This is a genomic window from Streptomyces sp. NPDC058295 (genome assembly GCF_042880655.1).
GTDB lineage: Bacteria > Actinomycetota > Actinomycetes > Streptomycetales > Streptomycetaceae > Streptomyces > Streptomyces coriariae.
In genome coordinates this window covers 113,241-134,669 of sequence record NZ_JBHVYO010000001.1, presented here as the reverse complement: position 1 = coordinate 134,669, position 21,429 = coordinate 113,241, and the positions used below count along the sequence as shown (strand labels likewise).

Annotated in this window: 20 protein-coding genes; 11 read left to right on the top strand and 9 right to left on the bottom strand. The window is 71.5% G+C overall.

Annotated features, from left to right (window positions below; genetic code table 11):
- Positions 1 to 66 precede the first annotated feature (66 nt).
- From ACFVYS_RS00545 to ACFVYS_RS00535, 3 genes are all read right to left on the bottom strand, one after another.
- Entirely contained in the window at positions 67 to 1,143 is a 1,077-nt protein-coding gene (locus ACFVYS_RS00545) for a LacI family DNA-binding transcriptional regulator (RefSeq protein WP_389497444.1), read from the bottom strand.
- Positions 1,144 to 1,222: 79 nt separating this feature from the next.
- Complete coding sequence (locus ACFVYS_RS00540) at positions 1,223 to 1,807, bottom strand: isochorismatase family protein (protein WP_389497442.1); 585 nt, start codon at positions 1,805 to 1,807, stop codon at positions 1,223 to 1,225.
- Positions 1,808 to 1,904: 97 nt separating this feature from the next.
- The gene (locus tag ACFVYS_RS00535; RefSeq protein WP_389497440.1) at positions 1,905 to 3,251 is read right to left on the bottom strand and encodes a nicotinate phosphoribosyltransferase; all 1,347 of its coding nucleotides are present in this window, start codon (positions 3,249 to 3,251) and stop codon (positions 1,905 to 1,907) included.
- Positions 3,252 to 3,340: 89 nt separating this feature from the next.
- Between ACFVYS_RS00535 and clpS the strand changes: the two genes are divergently transcribed.
- The 4 genes from clpS to ACFVYS_RS00515 all read left to right on the top strand — a co-directional run bounded on the left by clpS (position 3,341) and on the right by ACFVYS_RS00515 (position 6,646).
- Positions 3,341 to 3,706 carry an ATP-dependent Clp protease adapter ClpS gene (gene clpS, locus ACFVYS_RS00530; RefSeq protein ID WP_389497438.1) on the top strand — a complete coding sequence of 122 codons (366 nt, stop codon included), beginning with the start codon at positions 3,341 to 3,343 and terminating at the stop codon, positions 3,704 to 3,706.
- A gap of 11 nt (positions 3,707 to 3,717) precedes the next feature.
- Positions 3,718 to 4,326: a DUF2017 domain-containing protein gene (locus tag ACFVYS_RS00525; RefSeq protein ID WP_389497436.1), complete on the top strand. Its 609-nt coding sequence runs from the start codon at positions 3,718 to 3,720 to the stop codon at positions 4,324 to 4,326.
- A 319-nt stretch (positions 4,327 to 4,645) separates the two neighbouring features.
- Positions 4,646 to 6,079: an amino acid permease gene (locus tag ACFVYS_RS00520; RefSeq protein WP_389497434.1), complete on the top strand. Its 1,434-nt coding sequence runs from the start codon at positions 4,646 to 4,648 to the stop codon at positions 6,077 to 6,079.
- Between the two features lie 144 nt (positions 6,080 to 6,223).
- Positions 6,224 to 6,646 (top strand): Mov34/MPN/PAD-1 family protein, encoded by a 423-nt coding sequence (locus ACFVYS_RS00515; RefSeq protein WP_389497432.1) that lies wholly within the window; start codon positions 6,224 to 6,226, stop codon positions 6,644 to 6,646.
- 44 nt (positions 6,647 to 6,690) lie between these two features.
- Here ACFVYS_RS00515 and ACFVYS_RS00510 read toward each other — a convergent pair whose 3' ends face one another.
- On the bottom strand, positions 6,691 to 7,047 hold the full coding sequence (locus tag ACFVYS_RS00510; RefSeq protein WP_389497430.1) for a hypothetical protein: 357 nt from the start codon (positions 7,045 to 7,047) through the stop codon (positions 6,691 to 6,693).
- Positions 7,048 to 7,229: 182 nt separating this feature from the next.
- Positions 7,230 to 9,578, bottom strand: a complete 2,349-nt coding sequence (locus ACFVYS_RS00505) for an immune inhibitor A domain-containing protein (RefSeq protein ID WP_389497428.1) — start codon at positions 9,576 to 9,578, stop codon at positions 7,230 to 7,232.
- Positions 9,579 to 9,946: 368 nt separating this feature from the next.
- Between ACFVYS_RS00505 and ACFVYS_RS00500 the strand changes: the two genes are divergently transcribed.
- Positions 9,947 to 10,306 (top strand): hypothetical protein, encoded by a 360-nt coding sequence (locus ACFVYS_RS00500; protein ID WP_389497426.1) that lies wholly within the window; start codon positions 9,947 to 9,949, stop codon positions 10,304 to 10,306.
- Between the two features lie 72 nt (positions 10,307 to 10,378).
- On the opposite strand, the gene ACFVYS_RS00495 is transcribed toward ACFVYS_RS00500, so the two are convergent.
- Together ACFVYS_RS00495 and ACFVYS_RS00490 are read right to left on the bottom strand one after the other, a co-directional pair.
- Positions 10,379 to 11,110, bottom strand: a complete 732-nt coding sequence (locus ACFVYS_RS00495) for an RDD family protein (protein WP_389497424.1) — start codon at positions 11,108 to 11,110, stop codon at positions 10,379 to 10,381.
- Between the two features lie 123 nt (positions 11,111 to 11,233).
- Positions 11,234 to 13,042, bottom strand: a complete 1,809-nt coding sequence (locus ACFVYS_RS00490) for an RDD family protein (protein ID WP_389497422.1) — start codon at positions 13,040 to 13,042, stop codon at positions 11,234 to 11,236.
- 272 nt (positions 13,043 to 13,314) lie between these two features.
- Here ACFVYS_RS00490 and ACFVYS_RS00485 point away from each other — a divergent pair, with 272 nt between their 5' ends.
- Entirely contained in the window at positions 13,315 to 13,791 is a 477-nt protein-coding gene (locus ACFVYS_RS00485; RefSeq protein WP_389497420.1) for an SsgA family sporulation/cell division regulator, read from the top strand.
- A gap of 4 nt (positions 13,792 to 13,795) precedes the next feature.
- On the opposite strand, the gene ACFVYS_RS00480 is transcribed toward ACFVYS_RS00485, so the two are convergent.
- A complete protein-coding gene (locus ACFVYS_RS00480) occupies positions 13,796 to 15,166 on the bottom strand; it encodes an FAD-binding oxidoreductase (RefSeq protein ID WP_389497418.1) in 1,371 nt (456 codons plus the stop codon).
- Positions 15,167 to 15,264: 98 nt separating this feature from the next.
- Between ACFVYS_RS00480 and ACFVYS_RS00475 the strand changes: the two genes are divergently transcribed.
- A complete protein-coding gene (locus ACFVYS_RS00475) occupies positions 15,265 to 16,752 on the top strand; it encodes a tetratricopeptide repeat protein (RefSeq protein ID WP_389497416.1) in 1,488 nt (495 codons plus the stop codon).
- A 112-nt stretch (positions 16,753 to 16,864) separates the two neighbouring features.
- Here ACFVYS_RS00475 and hppD read toward each other — a convergent pair whose 3' ends face one another.
- Entirely contained in the window at positions 16,865 to 18,010 is a 1,146-nt protein-coding gene (gene hppD, locus ACFVYS_RS00470; protein WP_389497414.1) for a 4-hydroxyphenylpyruvate dioxygenase, read from the bottom strand.
- Between the two features lie 126 nt (positions 18,011 to 18,136).
- On the opposite strand from hppD, the gene ACFVYS_RS00465 reads away from it, so the two are divergent.
- From ACFVYS_RS00465 to ACFVYS_RS00450, 4 genes are read left to right on the top strand one after another with little or no spacing between them, the layout of a single operon-like run.
- On the top strand, positions 18,137 to 18,619 hold the full coding sequence (locus ACFVYS_RS00465; RefSeq protein ID WP_142264559.1) for an Lrp/AsnC family transcriptional regulator: 483 nt from the start codon (positions 18,137 to 18,139) through the stop codon (positions 18,617 to 18,619).
- A 59-nt stretch (positions 18,620 to 18,678) separates the two neighbouring features.
- On the top strand, positions 18,679 to 19,326 hold the full coding sequence (locus ACFVYS_RS00460; RefSeq protein WP_389497412.1) for an ABC transporter permease: 648 nt from the start codon (positions 18,679 to 18,681) through the stop codon (positions 19,324 to 19,326).
- Complete coding sequence (locus tag ACFVYS_RS00455; protein ID WP_389497411.1) at positions 19,319 to 20,569, top strand: betaine/proline/choline family ABC transporter ATP-binding protein; 1,251 nt, start codon at positions 19,319 to 19,321, stop codon at positions 20,567 to 20,569. The genes ACFVYS_RS00460 and ACFVYS_RS00455 overlap by 8 nt, the downstream gene beginning before the upstream one ends.
- Positions 20,566 to 21,429 carry an ABC transporter permease gene (locus ACFVYS_RS00450; protein ID WP_389497409.1) on the top strand — a complete coding sequence of 288 codons (864 nt, stop codon included), beginning with the start codon at positions 20,566 to 20,568 and terminating at the stop codon, positions 21,427 to 21,429. Before ACFVYS_RS00455 ends, ACFVYS_RS00450 begins: the two co-directional genes overlap by 4 nt.

The following is a 21,429-nucleotide window of genomic DNA, read 5'->3' as shown; positions in this document are numbered from 1 at the left end:
GGCTCCTGGAATGTGATCCCACATCGCGGACGGTATGCGGCCGGGGAGTGAGATGCCACCGTGCCGCTAGGCCGACGCGCGGCGCACCAGGCGGGTGGGGACGATCACGGAAGGCCCGTCCGGCACCCCGTCCGGTGACCGTTGCGGCGGCCCGGCCGGGGTGGCTTCCCGGGCGAGCAGCAGCCGGGCCATCAGCCGGCCCATCTCCTCGATGTCCTGGTGAACGGTGGTGAGCGGCGGGTCGGTCGTCTCGGCGATGGAGGTGAGGTCGTCGAAGCCGACGACGGCCACGTCCTCGGGGACCCTGCGGCCGCGCTCCCGCAGGGTCTGCAGGGCGCCGGACGCCATGAGGTCGGAGGCGACGAACACGGCGTCGAGGCCGGGGTGGCGGTCCAGCAGTGCGGCCATGGCGTCGGCGCCGCCCTGCCGGGTGTAGTCGGCCCGCTCGACGAGGGACGGCGAGCCGGCGTCGCGCAGCACGTCCCGGTACCCGGCCAGCCGGTCCGCGGCGGAGTTCTCCTGGTCGTAGGGCCCGGTGACGGTCGCGATCCGCCGCCGCCCGAGGGCGACCAGGTGCTGGACGGCCAGCCGGGCGCCGCCGCGGTTGTCGCCGTCGACATGGGCCTGGCCGGGCCGCACGGGGTCACCGTCGCGCAGCAGCGGGCGGCCGCCGAACACCGCCGGGAGGCCGAGCCGGTCGATGATCTCGGCCAGCCGGTCGCCGGGGCGCAGGGAGAACAGGATCGCGCCGTCGACGTGGCCGCCGCCGAGGTAGTCGGCCACGCGGGCGTAGTCGTCGGGTTCCTCCAGGAACAGCAGGACGGCCTGGGCGCCGTGGAGCGCGAGTTCGCGCCGGATGCCGCGCAGGAGGAGGTCGAAGAAGGGGTCGATGAAGAGCCGGTTCTCGGGCTGGGCGGCGACCACGGCGACGGCGTTCGTGCGGTGGGTGACGAGCTGCCGGGCCGCCCGGTTGGGGACGTATCCCAGCTCGGAGATCACCCTGCGGACCCGGTCGACGACCTCCGCCCGGACCCGGTCCTCCCCGTTGATCACCCGGGACACGGTCGACTTCGAGACTCCCGACTGCCGGGCGACGTCTTCGAGCGTGGGCCGCCGTACGTGCGAGCGTTGCGTCAACACCATCTCCGTTGGGGCGAGTTGTGCGTGCACCTTGCGGAAACGGTAACCGTCGGGCGGGGGCCGCGCCGGGACCGGGCCTGCCCTAGACGACCGGCTTGCCCGTCAGTTCCACCCCGGCGGCGCGCAGTTCCTCCAGGGCCCGTTCGGTGCTCTCCTTGGCCACGCCCGCGGTGAGGTCCAGCAGGACCTGGGTGCGGAAGCCCTCGCGGGCCGCGTCCAGGGCGGTGGCGCGTACACAGTGGTCGGTGGCGATGCCGACGACGTCCACCTCGTCGATCTGGCGGTCCCGCAGCCAGTCGCCCAGTGTGGCGCCGTTCTCGTCGGCGCCCTCGAAGCCGCTGTACGCGGCCGCGTAGGCGCCCTTGTCGAAGACGGCGTCGATGGCACCGGAGGCGACGGCGGGCGCGAAGTTGGGGTGGAAGCCGACGCCCTCCGTGCCCGCCACGCAGTGCGCGGGCCAGGAGTGCACGTAGTCGGGGTTGTCGGCGAAGTGTCCGCCGGGCGCGATGTGGTGGTCGCGGGTGGCCACCACATGCCGGTATCCGGCGGGCGCCTGCCCGATCAGCTCGGTGATGGCGGCGGCCACGTCGGCGCCGCCGGCCACCGCGAGGCTGCCTCCCTCGCAGAAGTCGTTCTGCACGTCTACGACGATCAAGGCGCGGCGCATGGTCGGTGTCCTTCGACTGAGGGTGAAGTAATTGAGCCTAGAGACTTTGTCGGCCCCGCGGGAGGGGGCGTCGCCCGGTGTGCGCCGGGCACACGCCCTAGTTACCCGACAGGCCCTGTACATACTCCGTGGGAATGACGGGTTCCCCGCGCGACAGCTGGGTCGCGGAGAGGGGCAGGCCGGCGCGGGCCGCCATGTGGCGGTCGCGGACGGTGTCCAGGGGCTCTCGGCCGACGACCTCGCCGCCCTTGACCAGCTCGACGAGCAGCTGGTGGTCGGCCAGTGCGGCGGGGACGGCGCCGGTGCCGACGACCTCGGCCTCGGCCGCCCCGGACGCGTCGGGCCGGCGCGCCGCCCACTTGCGGCCGCCGATGGAGGTCTTGCCGCCGGAGGACTTCTTCGCCACCGGCACCAGCGGTGCCCCGGGGTCGGCGGACGCGGCGCGGGCGACCAGCTTGTAGACCATCGAGCAGGTCGGGTGCCCGGAACCGGTCACCAGCTGGGTGCCGACGCCGTAGGCGTCGACGGGGGACGCGGCCAGTGAGGCGATGGCGTACTCGTCGAGGTCGGAGGTGACGACGATCCGGGTGTCCGTCGCGCCGAGCTCGTCGAGCTGCTGGCGCACCCGGTGGGCCACGAGGAGCAGGTCGCCGGAGTCGATGCGGACCGCGCCGAGCTCGGGTCCTGCGACCTCGACGGCCGTGCGGACGGCCTCGGCGACGTCGTACGTGTCCACGAGCAGGGTGGTGCCCCGGCCGAGCGAGTCGACCTGGGCCCGGAAGGCGTCCCGCTCGGTGTCGTGCAGGAGGGTGAAGGCGTGGGCGCTGGTGCCCACGGTGGGGATGCCGTAGCGGAAGCCGGCGGCCAGGTCGGAGGTGGTGGCGAAGCCGCCGATGTAGGCGGCGCGGGCGGCGGCGACCGCGGCCAGTTCGTGGGTGCGGCGGGCGCCCATCTCGATCAGGGGGCGCCCGCCCGCGGCGGAGGACATCCGGGAGGCGGCGGCCGCGATCGCGGAGTCGTGGTTGAGGATGGAGAGGATCACGGTCTCGAGGAGCACGCACTCGGCGAAGGAGCCCTCGACGCGCATGATCGGCGAGCCCGGGAAGTAGACCTCGCCCTCCGGGTAGCCCCAGATGTCACCCGAGAAGCGGTATCCGGCGAGCCATCGCAGAGTCTCGTCGTCGACGATGTTCCGCTCGCGCAGGAAGCCGAGGACGTCCGCGTCGAACCGGAGGTTCTCGACGGCGTCCAGGACCCGCCCGGTGCCCGCGACGACGCCGAAGCGCCGGCCCTCCGGCAGCCGCCGGGTGAAGACCTCGAACACGCTGTGCCGTTCGGCCGTGCCCGCTTTCAGGGCCGCCTGGAGCATCGTCAGTTCGTACTGGTCCGTGAAGAGCGCCGTCGACGGAACATCCACCGGCAGCCCAAGGTCCGCAACGTCCACTTACCTCACCCAGTCCGTGACTCTCCGGCTACCCCAGGCGCGGCCGGGGGCCCGGGGGTCGTCCCCCGGTGTGTGCAGCATGGCAATGGATGCTACTCCCTTTTCGTCGGTGTGACGATTTCCCGGATGCGTGGCAGCATGGGCTTGTGACGTCACCCGCTCCCCTAGAGATCGAACGCACCGAGGCAGCCGACGAGGTCTTCGCCGTTCCCGAGCCGGACGTCCCCTGGGTCACGATCGTGCACAACGACCCGGTCAACCTCATGAGCTACGTGACGTACGTCTTCCAGTCGTACTTCGGGTACAGCAAGGACAAGGCCACCAAGCTCATGATGGACGTCCACCACAAGGGCCGGGCCGTCGTCTCCAGCGGTTCGCGCGAGGAGATGGAGCGCGACGTGCAGGCGATGCACGGATACGGCCTGTGGGCCACCCTCCAGCAGGACCGGAAGTAGCCTCCCCTCCTATGCCTGGACACTTCGAACCGCTCCCCGGCGGCGGCGCGGCCGTCGCACTCGACGACGTCGAGATCTCCATCATCCGGTCGCTGGCCGTGCAGCTCCTGGAGCTCATCGGCCCCGGCCCGGCCGAGGACGCCCCCGACGACCCGCTCGCCGAGCTCTTCGCCGACGGGCCGAGCGAGCCTCCCGCCGACCCGGTGCTGCGCCGCCTCTTCCCGGACGCCTACACCGACCCGGAGGGCACTCCGGGCCCCGAGCGGGCGGGCGAGCAGAAGGCGCACTCCGCCGAGTTCCGCCGCTACACCGAGAACGACCTGCGGGCCGGCAAGCGCGAGAACGCCCTCACGGTGATCCGCTCGCTGGACGCGCTGGCCTCCGAGGCGGCCGGCGCGGGCGGGGCGGTGCTGAAGCTGACGCCGCAGGAGTCCCAGCAGTGGCTCCGCGCGCTGAACGACCTGCGCCTCGCGATCGGCTCCCGCCTGGAGATCACCGACGAGGACGACACCGACCTCCTCTACCGGCTGCCGGACGAGGACCCGCGCAAGCCGATGGTGATGGCGTACCTGTGGCTGGGCGGGCTCCAGGAGACCCTCGTGACGACCCTTCTGCCCTGATACATTCGCTTTTTGTTCGCTCAGAGGACGCTCAAATCCGGATAACGATCGCGTCAACGCGACGGCCGGGAGTGTCCTCTTTGTGTCTCGTTCATCCGCTTCTTCTTGTGTCGTGCGCCACAGCCCACCCGGGTGATCAATATTGCGGGCGTGATAAATCTTCACGACCGCCCGGCGAACACCACCCGTATGTTCGGCCGGGTGCGCCACCGAGCCGGTTGATCGCCGGCCAGGCATCGCTCCATCAATCCGGGGGGATCGAAACCCGATCCGAGGCCGACGAGAGGCCCGGTTCGGCATGGAGAAAGGCGCACCACACATGACCTCTGAGAAGGTCACTGACACCGCTGTCACTGACACTCCCGAAGAGGGATACGAACGCGGACTCGGCAGCCGCCAGGTCCAGATGATCGCGATCGGCGGCGCCATCGGCGTCGGGCTCTTCCTGGGCGCCGGGGCGAACATCGCCAAGGCCGGCCCCAGCCTCATCCTGATGTACGCCCTCGCGGGCGGGATCATCTTCTTCATCATGCGGGCGCTGGGCGAGCTGCTGCTCTACCGCCCGGTCTCGGGCTCCTTCGCGGAGTACTCGCGCGAGTTCCTCGGCCCGTTCTTCGGCTACTTCACCGGCTGGACGTACTGGCTGATGTGGGTCGTCACCGGCATGGCCGAGCTGACGGCCGCCGCGATCTACGTCAACTACTGGTTCCCGGCCGTCCCCCAGTGGGTGACCGCGCTGGTCTTCCTGGTGATCCTGTTCGGGGTCAACCTGATCTCCGTGAAGCTCTTCGGTGAGCTGGAGTTCTGGTTCTCGATGGTGAAGGTCACCGCGCTGATCGGCATGATCGTCATCGGCCTGGGTGTCCTCACCTTCGGCTTCAGCAGCGCCGGCGACACGGCCGCGGTCTCCAACCTGTGGGCCTTCGACGGCTTCTTCCCCAAGGGCGTCGGCTCGTCCCTGATGACCCTGCAGGGCGTCATGTTCGCCTACCTCGCGGTCGAGCTGGTCGGCGTCACGGCCGGCGAGTCGCAGGACCCGGAGAAGACCCTCCCGAAGGCGATCAACACCCTGCCGTGGCGGATCGCGCTGTTCTACGTCGGCGCGCTCACGGTCATCCTCTGCGTCGTGAAGTGGACGGAGTTCGCGCCGGGCGTGAGCCCGTTCGTCGAGGCGTTCGCGAAGATCGGCATCCCTGCGGGCGCCGGCATCGTGAACTTCGTCGTGCTGACGGCGGCCCTGTCCTCCTGCAACTCGGGCATGTACTCCACGGGCCGGATGCTGCGGAACCTGGCCGACAGCGGCGAGGCTCCCGCGGTCTTCCGCAAGCTGTCGTCGACGAAGACCCCCGCCTTCGGCATCACGGTCTCGGTGCTGTTCATGGGCATCGGCGTGATCCTGAACTACGTCGTCCCCGAGAAGGCCTTCGGCTACGTCACCTCGGTGGCCACCGCGGCCGGCATCTGGACCTGGCTGATGATCCTGATCAGCCACGTCCTGTACCGCCGCGCGGTCGTCGCGGGCCGGCTGCCCGCCTCGTCCTTCCCGGCCCCGGGCGGCTCGGCGTTCAGCTGGGTGGCCATCGTCTTCCTGCTCTTCGTCACCGGCCTGATCGCGTACGACGCGGACTCCCGGATCTGCCTGTACGTGATGGCGGGCTGGGCGGTCGCGCTCGGCATCGGCTGGGCGGTCCTGAAGGGCCGCAACCCGGAGATCACCGAACGGCGCGAGCCGGAGTTCGAGAAGGTCGGCTGACCGACCCGTCGACCATCCCCGGGACGTCCGGCCGCAGGGAGCACTCGTGGCGCTCCCTGCGGCAGCCGCTCAGGACGTCCGCGATGTGGGCCGTTCCGTACCACTCCTCGGTACGGGACGGCCCCTTTGCTTATCCTGGCGACCATGCTGACCATCACCCAGGCCCTGTACGACCAGATCGTCGCCCACGCGCGCAAGGACCACCCCGACGAGGCGTGCGGCGTGGTCGCGGGTCCGGCGGGCACGGACCGCCCGGAACGTTTCATCCCGATGCTGAACGCGGCCATGTCGCCCACGTTCTACGAGTTCGACTCGGGCGACCTGTTCAAGCTCTACCGCGAGCTGGACGACCGCGACGAGGATCCGGTGATCATCTACCACTCGCACACGGCCACGGAGGCGTACCCGTCCCGCACGGACATCTCGTACGCCAACGAGCCGGGCGCGCACTACGTGCTGGTGTCGACGGCGGACACGGACGGCGGGGGCGAGTTCCAGTTCCGCTCGTTCCGCATCGTGGACGCGGTGGTCACGGAGGAGGACGTACGGGTGGTCGAGGCGTACTGAGGCGCGCACCGCGTTGCGGTGGCCCTCCGGTGTCTCCCCCGCGCCTACGCCGCCGCCGTGCCCCGCAGCAGCGAGCGGATGGGGCGCCACAGCTCCGGCACGGCCACGACGCCGAGCGGGACACCGATGCCTGGGGCCGTGCGCCAGATCAGGCCGTCCGGGTGGTGGAGCACCGCCGTGACCTCGTCCGGGGTGGGCGGCGCCGCGTTGCCGCGCAGGTAGACGGCCCGCAGGCCCAGGTTGCGGAGCCTGGTCAGGGCTCGGGCCCGGTTCTGGGCGTGGACCAGCACGCGGACGTCCGTGGAGGGGCCCGGGAGGCCCTCTCGGGCGGTGGGGCTGGGCAGGTTCAACGCCACCACCACCATGCCGTCGGGCAGCTTGCAGAAGCCTCCTGCGGCCATGCGGTCACACCCCCGTGCGCGTCGGTATCGAGGTCGTCGCCGGGGCCGGCGCCGAGGTCGCTGTCGATGTCTGTGTCGATGCAGGTGTCAATAAGAAGGGCACAGGAGGCACCTAAACACGATCGACGGCAACCCGCCAGAGGGGTTGCCGCCGATACGCGTCTGACCTGCTAGAACGTCGACTACTTGGTCGACGGACCGACCTTCACCTTGATCGTCGAACCGCTGAGCGGCTCACTGACGATCTTGATCGAGGTGTTGGTGTCAGTGACCTTGACGCCCGCGAGCGGGGTCGTCGCGTCGTAGTACGTGGACTTGCCGTCGTCGAAGACCGGCACACCCGGACGCGACTTGATCTTGACCGCGACGTCCGCCTTGTGCAGCGTGATCGCGTCCGTCCGGTACTGGCTGAAGGGCGAGTCGAAGCTCTGCAGACGAGCGTTCATCGCGGAGCCGTCGGCCCACTTCAGCGCGGTCGGGTGCGAGTCGACCGGAAGGATCAGGCCCTCACCCGGGTGCTGGCTGGTGTTGTCGTCCGCCTGCGAGGTGTCCCACTTCCAGATCAGCAGGCCGTTCTGGTAGGCGTAGTGCTCCACCCAGTCGGGCCGGGTCGTCGAGAAGCCGAAGTTGTACGGGCCGACCTTGAGGGTCTTGTCGTACGACACGTACTGGCGGTTCTCGGCGATGTAGTACTGGGCGTAGTCGTCCGTGATGGACGCGCCGATCCGGGAGAAGCCGGTCGCCGTCCACGCCGCGTCCGCGCTCTCCGCGTTGTCGGAGAACAGCGTGGCGCCGTCCGCCGTCACCGTGATCTCGTCGGCCGCGAAGCCCTTCTGGGCCACGCCGCCGTCGGTGGCGTACCGGAAGCGGACGCTGATCTTCTGGCCCGCGTAGGCGTTCAGCGGGAAGGTCAGCTTCTGGTAGGCGTCGACCGTGCCGGTGAGGGCGGGCTTGCCGCTGCCGTCGCGCGGGATCGCGGAGCCGTCGGCCAGGGTGCCGTCGACCGGCGTCCAGTTGGCGCCGTCGGTGGAGACCTCGGTGTACAGGTAGTCGTAGTCCTGCTCGATGTCCCACCAGCCGTCCAGGGACAGCGAGGCCGACGTCCTGCCGGTCAGGTCGACCGCGCGGGTCAGGGTGTTGCGCAGGTCGTCGCCGCTGCCGCTCCACCACTGCGTGGCGCCCTGGGCCGGGGCGACCACCTCGGTGGTGACCTCCTTCTCCGGCAACTGGACCACGAGGGCCTGGGCGTTCTTGGTGTTGTACTCCGCGACGCCGAGCGTGTGGGTGGACTTCTTGCCCGCCGCGGCCACGTCGTAGTCCAGCCAGCCCAGCTGGAGCTTGTCCCAGGCGTTCATGTCGCCGGGAAGGTCGCCGATGGCCTCCTTGCCGGTGCCGAGCCAGGAACCGGAGGACATCAGGGTCCAGAAGCCGGTGGAGTTCTCGCCGCCGCCGGAGGTGTCGTACTCGTCCGGCAGACCGAGGTCGTGGCCGTACTCGTGCGCGTAGACGCCGAGTCCGCCGTTCTCCGGCTGGATGGTGTAGTCGCCGACCCAGATGCCGGTGTCGCCGACCTGGGCGCCGCCGAGCTTGTTGGTGTCCGGGCCGGTGGAGCCGGCGTCGGTGCCGAAGGCGTACCAGCGGTGCGCCCAGATGGCGTCCTCGCCCTGGGCGCCGCCGCCCGCGGACTCGTCCTCACCGGCGTGCACGATCTGGAAGTGGTCGATGTAGCCGTCGGACTCGTTGAAGTCGCCGTCGCCGTCGTAGTCGTAGCGGTCCCACTGGTCGAACTCGGCCAGCTCCGCCTTGATCTCGGCGGCGGTGGCGCCGGCCGCCTCACGCTCGGCGACCCAGGCGTTGACGCCGTCCTGGACCGCGTACCAGGCGCCGGTGGAGGCGTCGTTGGAGCCGTACCGGGCCTCGTTGTAGGGGACCTTGACCCAGTCGGTCACCTCGCCGTCGACCGAGTAGCGGCCCGAGGACTGCTTCTCGTAGTACTTCTTGAGCGACTCGGTGTTCTTGCCGGTGCCGAAGTACAGCTCCTGGAAGTGCTTCTGGTTGTAGTCCGCCTGCCAGGCGGTGGAGTTGTCCTTGGCGCGGTCCGGCGCGGCTATCTGGTTGTGCAGCGGGCCGGCCGTGCCGCCGTAGCGGCTGTCGACCTGGTCGCCGAACTCGACGAGGATCGTGAAGATCTTGTCGGTCTTCTCGCGGCCGAGCTCGACGTACTTGCTGTCGCCCTTGCGGCTCTTGAGCTGGACGACCTTCGAGCCGTCCCGGTCCTTCACCGACGCCTCGCCGGATATGACCTGCTTCAGGGCCTCCTCGCGCTGCGCCTCCTGGGTCTTGCTGAGCGGGCCGTCGAAGTCGTGCTCCTTGGCCTTGGCCGGCTGCGGGTCCTGCCGGTCCACCGCCGGGGCCTTCGCCGAGGTGTTGTCGGCGGCCTGTGCCACGGCGAACGTCGAGAACGTCGCCGAGGCCGCCGCAAGGGCGACGACCGTGGCGGCCGTCCTGAACGTCCAGGATCTACTGGTCACTTGATGTCCTCCCACGCACGCGTCCGGACGCGCGGAAAGGGGGGATCCCTGTCAAGGAAGGTCCGCGCGCTGTTATACGCGTGTAGTCAAGTGACGCCATTTGACTACTGGTTTACGAGAAAAGACAGACCTTGACTTGGACAAGTCAACTGCATTATTGGGAGTGGGTGTTCGCATTGCGGACATGCGACTGTAACGTGACGGAGGCCTCGACAGGCGCGCGGGACAGTCCACTTGATGGACGTCATGACTCCGTGCGCCCCCTGTGCACCGGCACCGTGGGTTAGGTCACGCTTACCGCTCGTCCCGCTCGGGCATGCAGGCGATTAGAGTCGAGACCGCCCCCGCTTCCGAGGACACCGATTGCCATGCCTCGTCCGACTGTCGCACAGCTCACGTACGGTTCCTGCACCGTCATCTGCTCGACGCTCGCCATGCTGCTGCTGTCACAGACGAGTTCGGGCCCCGGCATCGCGGTCGTCGTCGTCGCCGCGGTCGCGCTCGGCGTGTTCGTCGCCATGACGGTGCCGGTGCCGAAGCCGTCCAGGGCCCCCGTGGCCCGCTCCACGACCCGTTCCGTGATCCGACCCGCGGCCCGCTCCACGGCGAGCGTGCCCGCGAGCCGGCCCGAGCCCGTCACCGTGCCCGCGCGCGCCCCCGTGCACGCGTCGGTCCGGGCCTCGGTCTCCGCCGCATCCGAGCCCGTCCGGGAGCCCACGGCCCCCTGACCCACGTGCGCATGACGCAGGGCCCGCACCACGAGGTGCGGGCCCTGCGTCCGTTCCGCGGGCGCGGTCGGCTCACCGCGTGCTGACCACCACCGTCTTGGCCGCCTTGTCGTGCAGACCCTGCTTGTAGGGCTTGTCGAAGAAGCTCCAGCCGCCGCAGATCGCCGTCCACACACAGGCGCAGCAGAACGCGAACGGCACCCACAGCACCAGGGCGCGGATCAGCGAGGTCTGCGCGGAGGGCGTGGAGCCGTTGTCGAGGTTGGCCACCCGCATGCCGAGCCACTTCTTGCCCAGCGTCTGGCCCGACTTGGCGGTCAGGATCGTGTCGTACGCGACGTACAGGATCGCGGCGAGGAGTTCCCGCCCGAAGGTCTTGCCGAACTCGATGTCGTCCGCATCCACCGTGTACTGCGCGACCCCGAAGGCCCAGGCCAGCAGGCTCACCACGATGAAGACGAGGATCATGTCGATGATCCGGGCCAGCGTGCGCTTGCCGCTGTCGGCGAGCGGGGGCATCCCGGAGAGCGGGTCGGCCGGGTAGCCGCCGTGGTCGCCGCCCTGCGGACCACCGCCGTACGGGCCGCCGCCGTACGGGCCTCCGCCGTAGGGAGGCGGCCCGCCCGGCCCACTGCCGTAAGGATCGTGCGAGGCGTCGTACGGCGAGCCCTGCCCCGCCCCGGGCGGGGGCGGGCCCTGACCGTACGGGGGCTGCGGGGGCTCCTGCCGCGGGGGCCGCTTCCTGAACGGGTCGTCCTCCGGCGGCTCGCCGCCGCCGGAGCCGGGGGGCGGTTCGGTGGTCATGCCCCCGAGTCGATCGCGAACCCGCGGACTCCGCATCCGGCGAGCGGCCGTCCGGGGGACGGGGCGCCGGAGTACGGAGGCGCGGGGTACGGGCGTACGGGGTGCGGGGTGCGGGGGTGCGGGTCAGCCGGCGACGAACGTGTGGGCCGCCTTGTCGTGCCAGCACTGCCGCCACGGCTTGTCGAACAGGCCCCATACGACGCCCACCACACCGACGACGAGCAGACCGGGCACGCTGTAGACGAGCCAGCGGCTCAGCGCCGCCCGGAAGGACGGGGGTTCGCCGCCCTCGATGTCCCGCACCTGCAGACCGAACAGCTTCTTGCCCAGCGTGCGGCCCCACTTCGCGGTCGGCACGGCCTCGTACACGATCCCGAAGACCAGCAGCACGGCGAGGACGATCCCGAGGTACACCGACGTCGTGCCGTCCAGCAGCCAGACGGTGACGGTCTCTCCGGTGAGCTTGGCGGCGTCGACCTTCGCGGTCACATGGTCGAGGGCCTTCACGCCCAGCGGCACGGCGGCGGCGGCGGTGACGGCCGCGACGACGAGCGTGTCCACGAGCCGGGCGGCCAGCCGCTTGCCGAGGCCCGCGGGACGGGCCTCGGACGCCCGCCGGGCGGCGGCCTGGAAGATGTCGTCGACCGGCGGCTTCCAGGGCGTGACGGGTCCGTCCTCGGCTCCCGCGAGCTGGTGCACCTGCTGCGCCCACGAGGACTGCCCGCCGCCGGGCCCTGCGGCCATCGGCACGGCACCCTGCGGGGGCTGCGCCTGCGGGCCGCCGGCCTGCTGGGGCACGCTCGGAGCGCCCTGCTGGGGGCCGGGGAGGGAAGCGGACGCGGGCGCCGGGGCGCCGGGCTGCGCGCCTGGCTGAGCACCGGGCGGCGCGGCCGGGAACCCCGCGGGGCCCTGCGGAACCGGAGCCGGGGCCGGAACGGGCGCGGGGGCGGGCGCGGGGGCGGACGAGGAGGCGGGAGCGGGGGCAGGCGCCGGTACGGCGGCCGCGACGTGCGCCGGGCCCTGCGGGGCCGGGACGCCCGGGGTCTGACCCGCCGTCGCACGCTCGGCGGCCGCCGTACCGGCCCCGAAGCCGGGCTTGACGGGGGCCGCGCCGGGGCCGGCCGGCGCCCCGACCGGACCCTGCGCGCCGAAGGCCGCGGAAGCGCCCGGCGCGGCTGAGGCGGACTCGCCGAACCCAGGCGTCCCAGGGGCTCCAGGGGTCCCGGGGGCCGGCGCGGGGCCGGGGCCCTGGGCGGCGGCGGGGAACGCGGGCGCGTTGGCCGCCGGGCGGGGCGTGCCCGTCGGCCGCGCGCCGGACGCGCCGTCCTGGTGGCCCGTGCGCGGGGCCGGCGCGCGGAAGGTGACCGTGCCCTCGTCGGGGACGATCCCCGGGGCGCCGGACGTACCCGACGCGGGAGCGGCGCCGCCGCCCGCCGTCGGCCGGCGGAAGACGAACGTGCCCCCGGAGACCACGTCCCCGGCGCCGGCACCGTCCTCCGGTTCCGCGGGCGGGATCGTCGACGTGCCGTCCGTGCTCGTGGACAGGCCCTCGGGCGGCGCAGGGGCGGGCGAGGGCACCCTCGGGTCGGCGCCCTGCGGGGCGCCCCAGGAGACCCGGCGGTCCTGGTCGCCGCCGAAGCCGGACTGGTGGGCGCGGTCGGCGCCCCACGCGGAGGCGGGCTCGGGACGGCCGCCGTACGGGTCCGCCGGTGCCGGGTCCTCGTCGAAGAAGTGCGGGCCGGTCTCCTCCACGGAGGCCGGCGGCGAGCCGGGCGGGGGCGTGAGCGGGCGGCCGTCGGAGGGCGCCGGCCGGCTGGTGCCCGGTACCCAGGAGGCACCGTTCCAGTACCGGACGTATCCAGGGATGGACGGGTCCGGGTAGTACCCCTCGCGGGGCCTGTCGTCGCCGGGTGCCGGGGTTGGGGCGCTCATGTCCGTCGTCCCGTATCTGCTCGGGGGTGGGATGGGGGGCTCCACATCTATCAGACCGACGCAAGCCCCACTGCCAGTCCTGTCGGACCCGCCCCTTTCCGGGCAACCCCGTGCACGCTCTTCACACGTTCGGAACGCCCGCCGAAGCCCGGGGCCGGAACGCGCCGAAAAAAGTTCTCCGAACCCGCGTAATGGTTCCGGGCCGGGCCCCTCTCCACTCGTACGGGCCCACCGCGGGTCCGCGCGAGGTCCGTCTCGAGAGGGGAACCGACATGCAGCACACCGTGGTGGAACGCGAACTGGAGCTCAAGCTGATCCTGTCGCCGGAGCGCAGCATCCCGGTCCCGGCCCGGCTGGGCTACCGCAGCGACGACCCGTTCGCCGTCCACGTCGCCTTCCACATCACCTCCGAGCACCCGGTCGACTGGACGTTCGCCCGTGAACTGCTCGTGGAGGGCGTGTTCCGGCCGTGCGGGCACGGGGACGTGCGGGTGTGGCCGACGAAGGTGGAGGGGCGCAGCGTCGTGCTGATGGCGCTGAGCTCGCCCGACGGGGACGCGCTTCTCGAGGCGCCCGCGGCGCAGGTGTCGGCCTGGCTGGAGCGGACGCTGCGGGTGGTGCCGCCGGGGACCGAGGGCGAGCGGCTCGGCCTCGACGACGGTCTGGCCGAGCTGCTCGCCCCGACTCCCGCGGACGACCTGTGGCTGTGCGACCCGTGGCCGTCGGACGAGTCCGTGGACGGCGAGTGAGGCGTCAGAAGAGTTTGCCGGGGTTGAGGATGCCCAAGGGGTCGAAGGCCGCCTTGACCGCCCGCTGCATCTCCACGCCCACCGGGCCGATCTCGCGTGCCAGCCACTCCTTCTTCAGCACGCCCACGCCGTGCTCGCCGGTGATGGTGCCGCCGAGTTCCAGGCCGAGGCCCATGATCTCGTCGAAGGAGTCGCGGGCGCGTCGGCACTCGTCGGGGTCCGCCGCGTCGAAGCAGACCGTGGGGTGCGTGTTGCCGTCGCCCGCGTGGGCGACGACCCCGATGGTCAGCCGGTGCTTCTCCGCGATGCGTTCGACGCCCTCGAGCATCTCGCCGAGCCTGGACCGGGGCACGCACACGTCGTCGATCATCGTCGTGCCCTTGACGGCCTCCAGGGCGACGAGCGACGACCGCCGTGCCTGGAGCAGGAGTTCGGACTCGGCGAAGTCGTCGGCGGGGACCACCTGGGTGGCGCCGGCCGCCTCGCACAGCGCGCCGACGGCGGCGAGGTCGGCGGCCGGGTCGGGGGTGTCGAAGGCTGCCAGCAGCAGGGCCTCGGTGGTCTCCGGGAGCCCCATGTGGGCCAGGTCGTTGACGGCTCTGACCGTCGTACGGTCCATGAGTTCGAGGAGGGACGGGACGTGTCCGCCGGCCATGATCCGGCACACCGCGTCGCAGGCGGCGGCCCCGGACGCGAACTCGGCCGCCAGCACCAGTTGCCGCGGCGGCTGCGGCCTGAGGGCGAGGACCGCCCGGACGACGATGCCCAGCGAGCCCTCCGAGCCCACGAACAGGCGGGTGAGATCGTATCCGGCGACGCCCTTCGCCGTGCGGCGGCCGGTCGTCATCAGACGGCCGTCGGCGAGCACGACGTCCAGGCCGAGGACGTACTCGGCCGTCACCCCGTACTTGACGCAGCACAGCCCGCCCGACGCGGTGCCGATGTTGCCGCCGATCGTGCACATCTCCCAGCTGGAGGGGTCGGGCGGGTAGCAGAGGCCGTGTTCGCCGACCGCGCGGGAGAGCGCCGCGTTGACGACGCCCGGTTCGACCACGGCGATCCGGTCGACCGGGTTGATCTCGATGATCCGGTCCATCTTCGTCAGGGAGAGGACGACGCAGCCCTCGGAGGCGTTGGCGGCCCCGGACAGTCCGGTGCGGGCGCCCTGCGGGACGACCGGGACGCGCAGCTCGGTCGCCGTGCGCATGACGTGCTGGACCTCTTCGACGGTGCGCGGCAGCACCACCGCGGCGGGGGTGCCGGCCGGGCAGAAACTGGCCATGTCGTGGGCGTAGGAGCCCGTGATGTCCGGGTCGGTGAGGACGGCCTCGGGAGGCAGGCCGACGAGCAGACGGTCGACGAGGTGACGGCTCATGATCACAGGTTCGCACCCGGGGCCATCGGTGTGAACCCCGTCCGCCCGACCCTTCGGCTGACGTCATACGGTCGTCGTACTGACGCACAGTGAGCGCCATGGAGAACAGCGCCATGGAGAACGCGGAGCGCGCCACCGAAGAGCGCACCGCCCCCGAAGAGGCCGCCGCGGGCGACGCGGCTCCCGCGGCCCCCGGCAAGGTTTCCCGGCTGCGCAGGCAGCTGCTCGTCGGCTCGCTCGTGGGGTGTCTCGCGCTGGGCGGCGGAGTGCTGCTGTGCCTGCCCGGCGGTGAGCCGGAGGTGCGTCGGGCGCCCGCGCCGGCTCCGGGGGCGCAGGCGGGCACGGCGGTCCGCGCGGGGGTGCCGGCCTCGCTGCCGGATCTGGCGGTGCTGATCGACGAGCGGGAGAGCCGGGTGCGGGCGCATCCGCGGGACGCGCGGTCCTGGGCGGTGCTGGGCACGGCCTACGTCGAGCAGGGCCGGCGCACCGCCGACGCCGCCGCCCTGTACCCGAAGGCCGAGCGGGCGCTGCGTACCTCGCTGAAGGTGCGCCCGAAGGCCAACGCCGACGCCCTCGACGGGCTGGCCGCGCTGGCGAACGCGCGCCGTGACTTCCGGGCGGCCCTGTCCTTCGGCGAGGCCGCGCGCAGGCTGGCGCCGAAGCGCTGGACGACGTATCCGCAGCTGATCGACGCCTACACCGGGCTCGGCGACTACAAGAAGGCCCGCAAGGCCCTCGACTCGCTGACGGCGCTGCACTCCGGTCCTGCCGTGCGGGCCCGGGCGGCGGGCGTCTACTGGGACCGGGGCTGGCGTGAGGACGCGCAGGCCGCGCTGGCCGACGCGGCGGCCGGTGCCTCCTCCCCCGCCGAGCAGGCGGCCTGGCTGGAGCGGGCGGGGCAGCTCGCCTGGGAGCGCGGTGAGCGGGCGGACGCCCTGCGGCACTTCCAGGAGGCGGTCAGGATCGACCCCGACCAGCGGGCCGCGCAGGCCGGGCAGGGGCGGGCGCTGGCGGCTCTGGGGCGGACCTCGGAGGCGTTGAACGCGTACCAGGTGGCGCTCGCCAAGCAGCCGTCGCCGGGTTACGCGCTGGAGCTGGGCGAGCTGTACGAGTCGCTGGGGCTCACGCAGGCGGCGCGCGTGCAGTACGACCTGCTGCGGGACCGGGTGCGGCAGGACGCGGCGGGCGGGGTGGACGGGGAGCTGGTGCTCGGCCGGTTCGAGGCCGACCACGGGGATCCGGCCTCGGCGGTACGGCGGCTGCGGGCCGAGTGGCGGCTGCAGCCGGGGATCGCGGTCGCGGACGCGCTGGGCTGGGCGCTGCACCGGGCCGGGGACGACAAGGAGGCGCTGAAGTTCGCCCTGATCACCACCGACCGGGTGCACGGGGGCGCCATGCACAGCGCGCCGTACATGTACCACCGGGGCATGATCGAGCGGGCGCTGGAGATGCCGGGGCCGGCCCGGCGTCACCTCCAGGAGGCCTTGCGGATCAACCCGTACTTCTCGCCGCTGCTCGGGCCGGTGGCCCGGGCGGCGGTGGCCCGGCTGGGCGCCGAGCCGGCCCCGGCCGAGCTGCCCGAGTAGGGGCCGCACCGCCGCCCTCCCGCACCGCGCCCTCCCGCACCGCCGCCCTCCCGCACCGCGCCCTCCCGCACCGCCGCCCTCCCGGTCGACGCGTCACGGGTGATCAGCGTCGTTACAGGTTGCCGCGCTTCTCCTGCTCGCGCTCGATCGCCTCGAACAGGGCCTTGAAGTTGCCCTTGCCGAAGCCCATCGAGCCGTGCCGTTCGATGATCTCGAAGAAGACGGTCGGCTTGTCCTGGACCGGCTTGGTGAAGATCTGGAGCAGATAGCCGTCCTCGTCGCGGTCGGCGAGGATCTTCAGTTCGCGCAGGGTCTCGACGGGGACGCGGGTGTCGCCGACCCACTCGCCGAGGGTGTCGTAGTAGGAGTCGGGGGTGTCGAGGAACCGGACCCCGGCCGCCCGCATCGTCCGTACCGTCTGCACGATGTCGTTGGTGTTGAGCGCGATGTGCTGGACGCCGGCGCCGCCGTAGAACTCCAGGTACTCGTCGATCTGGGACTTCTTCTTGGCGATGGCGGGCTCGTTGATCGGGAACTTGACCTTGAGCGTGCCGTCCGCGACGACCTTCGACATCAGGGCGCTGTACTCGGTGGCGATGTCGTCGCCCACGAACTCCTTCATGTTCGTGAAGCCCATGACCTTGTTGTAGAAGCCGACCCACTCGTTCATCCGGCCGAGTTCGACGTTGCCCACGCAGTGGTCGATCGCCTGGAAGGTGCGGTGGGCGGGCGGTTCGACGATCGGCTCGGCGGGGGCGAAGCCGGGGAGGTAGGGGCCGTCGTAGCCGGAGCGGTCGACGAGGGTGTGGCGGGTCTCGCCGTAGGTGGCGATCGCGGCGAGGACGACGGTGCCGTGCTCGTCCTTCAGCTCGTACGGCTCGGCGACCGAGCGGGCGCCGTGCTCGATCGCGTAGGCGTACGCGGCCCGCGCGTCGGGGACCTCGATGGCCAGGTCGACGACGCCGTCGCCGTGCTCGGCCACGTGCCGCTCGAGGAAGTGGCCCTGGCTGGTGGCGGCCTTGATGACGGAGGTCAGGACGAAGCGGGCCGAGCCGTTGGTGAGCACGTACGAGGCGGTCTCGCGGCTGCCGGTCTCCGGTCCGGAGTAGGCGACCAGCTTCATGCCGAAGGCGGTGGAGTAGTAGTGCGCCGCCTGTTTGGCGTTGCCCACGGCGAAGACGACCGCGTCCATTCCCTTGACCGGGAAGGGGTCGGCCTGCCGGGCGGTGTCGGGAGTGTGGTGTGTGGTCTGCGTCATAGCCGAAGCCTCGCGCCGGGCAGCAAGGTGCGCAATAGTTCGCTTCATCGCTGGGCAATGTGCTCAGTGGTCCGGCGGTTTCGACCGGCTTTCTGTACAGGGTGACCATCTCGGAGGCGGGCGGGTATGGCGATCGACCGACTGGACGGCCGGATCATCGTGCTGCTGGCCCGGGAACCGCGCCTGGGGGTGCTGGAGATGTCCCGGCGGCTGGGAGTTGCCCGGGGGACGGTGCAGGCGCGGCTCGACCGGCTTCAGTCGAATGGAGTCATCCGGGGATTCGGCCCCGAGGTCGATCCGGCGGCGCTCGGCTACCCGGTCACGGCGTTCGCCACGCTCCAGATCCGGCAGGGGCAAGGAGCCGACGTACGGGCCCACTTGGGGACCGTGCCGGAGGTGCTGGAGCTGCACACCACGACGGGCAGCGGGGACATGCTGTGCCGGCTGGTGGCCCGCTCCAACGCCGATCTCCAGCGGGTGATCGACCTGGTCGTCGGTTTTGATGGCATTGTCCGGGCCTCCACCGCGATCGTGATGGAGAACCCCGTTCCGCTGCGGATCATCCCGCTGGTGGAGCAGGCGGCCGAGGACGACCGGGACAGGCCCTGACCCAGCGGACCTGACCCGGAGCTGGTCCGGGTCAGGTCGACATGGGGCGGTGAGGGCATGTGAGTTTCTGGGAGTACCTGGGCAACCGTCACCAGCAGCTGCTCATCGACGCCTACCAGCAGGCCAGCCTCGTCTTCCAGTGCATGCTCATGGCGACCGTGATCGGCGTCGTGATCGGGGTCGTCACCTACCGCAGCGGCTGGGCGGGCAACCTCGCCACCCTCGGCACCTCGGCGATCCTCACCGTCCCGTCGCTCGCGATGATCGGTCTGCTGATCCCGCTCGTGGGCCTCGGCGTACCGCCGACGGTGATCGCGCTGACCCTGTACGGACTGCTGCCGGTGGTGCGCAACGCGATCGTGGGGCTGCGCGGCGTCGATCCCACGCTCGTGGACGCGGCCAAGGGCATCGGGATGTCCTCGGCGATGCGGCTGCTGCGGGTCGAGCTGCCGCTGGCCTGGCCGCCGATCCTGACCGGGATCCGGGTCTCGACCCAGATGCTGATGGGCATCGCCGCCATCGCCGCGTACGCCTCCGGGCCCGGCCTGGGCAACGAGATCTTCCGTGGCATCGCCTCGCTCGGCAGCAAGAACGCGCTCAACCAGGTCCTGGCGGGCACGCTCGGGATCATCGTCCTTGCCCTGCTGTTCGACGCCGCGTACGTCCTCATCGGACGGCTGACGATTCCCAGGGGGATCCGTGTCTGAGACCGAGTCCGGGGGCGGCGCCCACGGGGCGACGATCGAGCTGGTGAACCTCACCAAGCGCTATCCGGGCAACCCCAACCCCGCCGTCGACAACGTCACCATGGAGATCAAGGCGGGCGAGACCGTCATCTTCGTCGGCCCGTCGGGCTGCGGGAAGTCGACCACACTGAAGATGATCAACCGGCTGATCGAGCCGAGCGGCGGCCGGATCCGGATCGACGGCGAGGACGTCACCGACATCGACCCGGTGAAGCTGCGCCGCAAGGTCGGGTACGCGATCCAGTCGTCCGGGCTCTTCCCGCACATGACGGTCGCGCAGAACATCGCGCTCGTGCCGAGGATGATCGGCTGGCCGAAGGCCCGGATCCGGAACCGGGTGGAGGAGATGCTCGACCTGGTCGGGCTGGACCCCGGCGAGTTCCACAACCGCTATCCGCGCCAGCTGTCCGGCGGGCAGCAGCAACGAGTGGGCGTGGCACGGGCGTTGGCGGCGGATCCGCCCGTCCTGCTGATGGACGAGCCGTTCGGCGCGGTCGACCCGATCACCCGCGACCACCTCCAGGACGAGCTGATCCGGCTCCAGCACGAGCTGCACAAGACGATCGTGTTCGTCACCCACGACTTCGACGAGGCGATCAAGCTGGGCGACCGGATCGCGGTGCTGCGCGAACGCTCGCACATCGCCCAGTTCGACACCCCGGAGGCGATCCTCACCAACCCGGCGGACGACTTCGTGTCCGGGTTCGTGGGGGCGGGGGCGGCGCTGAAGCGGCTCAACCTGAGCCGGGTACGGGACGTGGAGATCACCGACTACCCGACGGTGACCGTCGACGACCCGCTCCAGACCATCTTCAACAAGCTCCGCTCCAGCGGCACGAACGAGATCCTGCTCCTCGACCAGCGTGGACGGCCCTACAAGTGGCTGCGCCGCGGGGACCTGATGCGGGCCAGGGGCTCGCTGGCGCGGGCCGGAACCCTGGTCAGCGACACGGTGACCCGGGACGCCACCCTGCGGGACGCGCTGGAGGCGGTGCTGACCGACAACACCGGGCGGGTCGCGGTCACCGGGCGGCGGGGCGAGTACACCGGGGTCGTCGACATGGAGACGCTGCTGAACTCCGTGCACGAGCTGCTGGAGGCCGACCGGCTGGAGGCGCTGGAGGCCCAACACGAGCTGGAGGAGGCCCGGGCCGCGCAGACGCACGCGGAACAGGAGGGCCCGGGCGGGGAGGCGAAGGCATGAGCACCCCCGACCTGCACGAGAACGCCGGTGACAGCGCCGGCCCGGACGGGACTCCCGGGCCGCGGGGCGACACCGAGGACGGGCGGCAGGAGACCAGGACCCCGCCGTCCGCGCCGCCCCGCCGTCGCCTCACCTGGCAGAAACTGACCTTCCTGCCCACCTTCCTCGTCGCCCTGCTGCTCGCGACCTGGCTGTGGTTCCAGCAGGCGGACCTGGACCCGATCTCGGAGAACGCGTTGTCGAACGGGCAGGTGTCGAAGGCGCTGTGGCAGCAGGTGCAGCTCACGGTGATCTCCACCTTCTTCGTGCTGATCATCGCGATCCCGCTCGGCATCCTGCTGACCCGGGGTTCGCTGCGCAGAGCGACACCGTTCGCGATGGCCGTCGCCAACATGGGGCAGGCGACGCCCGCCATCGGTCTGCTCGCCCTGCTGGTGATCTGGCTGGGCACGGGCACGAAGGCCGCCCTGATCGGCATCATCGCCTACGCGATCCTGCCGGTGCTCGCCAACACCATCGCGGGCCTGAAGTCGAACGACCCGACGCTGCTGGAGGCGGCCCGCGGCATCGGGATGTCCGCGCTGGGCGTGCTCCGCAAGGTCGAGCTGCCGCTGGCCGTCCCGCTGATCCTGGCCGGCGTACGGACGGCCCTCGTCCTCAACGTCGGCACCGCGACCCTGGCGACCTTCGGCGGGGGCGGCGGCCTGGGCGTGCTGATCACCACCGGCATCACCAACCAGCGCATGCCGGTGCTGGTGCTGGGCTCGATCCTCACCGTCTCGCTGGCACTGCTCGTCGACTGGCTGGCCTCACTGGCGGAAGTGCTGCTGCGGCCGCGGGGGTTGGAGGTGGACTCGTGA

What these genes read in the sequence shown, in the direction of transcription:
- ACFVYS_RS00525 (WP_389497436.1), top strand. Translation starts at nt 3,718, where the DNA reads ATGCCTGGACACTTCGAACCGCTCCCCGGCGGCGGCGCGGCCGTCGCA.
- hppD (WP_389497414.1), bottom strand. Translation starts at nt 18,010, where the DNA reads ATGACGCAGACCACACACCACACTCCCGACACCGCCCGGCAGGCCGAC.
- ACFVYS_RS00545 (WP_389497444.1), bottom strand. Translation starts at nt 1,143, where the DNA reads ATGGTGTTGACGCAACGCTCGCACGTACGGCGGCCCACGCTCGAAGAC.
- ACFVYS_RS00540 (WP_389497442.1), bottom strand. Translation starts at nt 1,807, where the DNA reads ATGCGCCGCGCCTTGATCGTCGTAGACGTGCAGAACGACTTCTGCGAG.
- clpS (WP_389497438.1), top strand. Translation starts at nt 3,341, where the DNA reads ATGCTACTCCCTTTTCGTCGGTGTGACGATTTCCCGGATGCGTGGCAG.
- ACFVYS_RS00490 (WP_389497422.1), bottom strand. Translation starts at nt 13,042, where the DNA reads ATGAGCGCCCCAACCCCGGCACCCGGCGACGACAGGCCCCGCGAGGGG.
- ACFVYS_RS00485 (WP_389497420.1), top strand. Translation starts at nt 13,315, where the DNA reads ATGCAGCACACCGTGGTGGAACGCGAACTGGAGCTCAAGCTGATCCTG.
- ACFVYS_RS00475 (WP_389497416.1), top strand. Translation starts at nt 15,265, where the DNA reads ATGGAGAACAGCGCCATGGAGAACGCGGAGCGCGCCACCGAAGAGCGC.
- ACFVYS_RS00500 (WP_389497426.1), top strand. Translation starts at nt 9,947, where the DNA reads ATGCCTCGTCCGACTGTCGCACAGCTCACGTACGGTTCCTGCACCGTC.
- ACFVYS_RS00465 (WP_142264559.1), top strand. Translation starts at nt 18,137, where the DNA reads ATGGCGATCGACCGACTGGACGGCCGGATCATCGTGCTGCTGGCCCGG.
- ACFVYS_RS00495 (WP_389497424.1), bottom strand. Translation starts at nt 11,110, where the DNA reads ATGACCACCGAACCGCCCCCCGGCTCCGGCGGCGGCGAGCCGCCGGAG.
- ACFVYS_RS00520 (WP_389497434.1), top strand. Translation starts at nt 4,646, where the DNA reads ATGACCTCTGAGAAGGTCACTGACACCGCTGTCACTGACACTCCCGAA.
- ACFVYS_RS00515 (WP_389497432.1), top strand. Translation starts at nt 6,224, where the DNA reads ATGCTGACCATCACCCAGGCCCTGTACGACCAGATCGTCGCCCACGCG.
- ACFVYS_RS00480 (WP_389497418.1), bottom strand. Translation starts at nt 15,166, where the DNA reads ATGAGCCGTCACCTCGTCGACCGTCTGCTCGTCGGCCTGCCTCCCGAG.
- ACFVYS_RS00450 (WP_389497409.1), top strand. Translation starts at nt 20,566, where the DNA reads ATGAGCACCCCCGACCTGCACGAGAACGCCGGTGACAGCGCCGGCCCG.
- ACFVYS_RS00510 (WP_389497430.1), bottom strand. Translation starts at nt 7,047, where the DNA reads ATGGCCGCAGGAGGCTTCTGCAAGCTGCCCGACGGCATGGTGGTGGTG.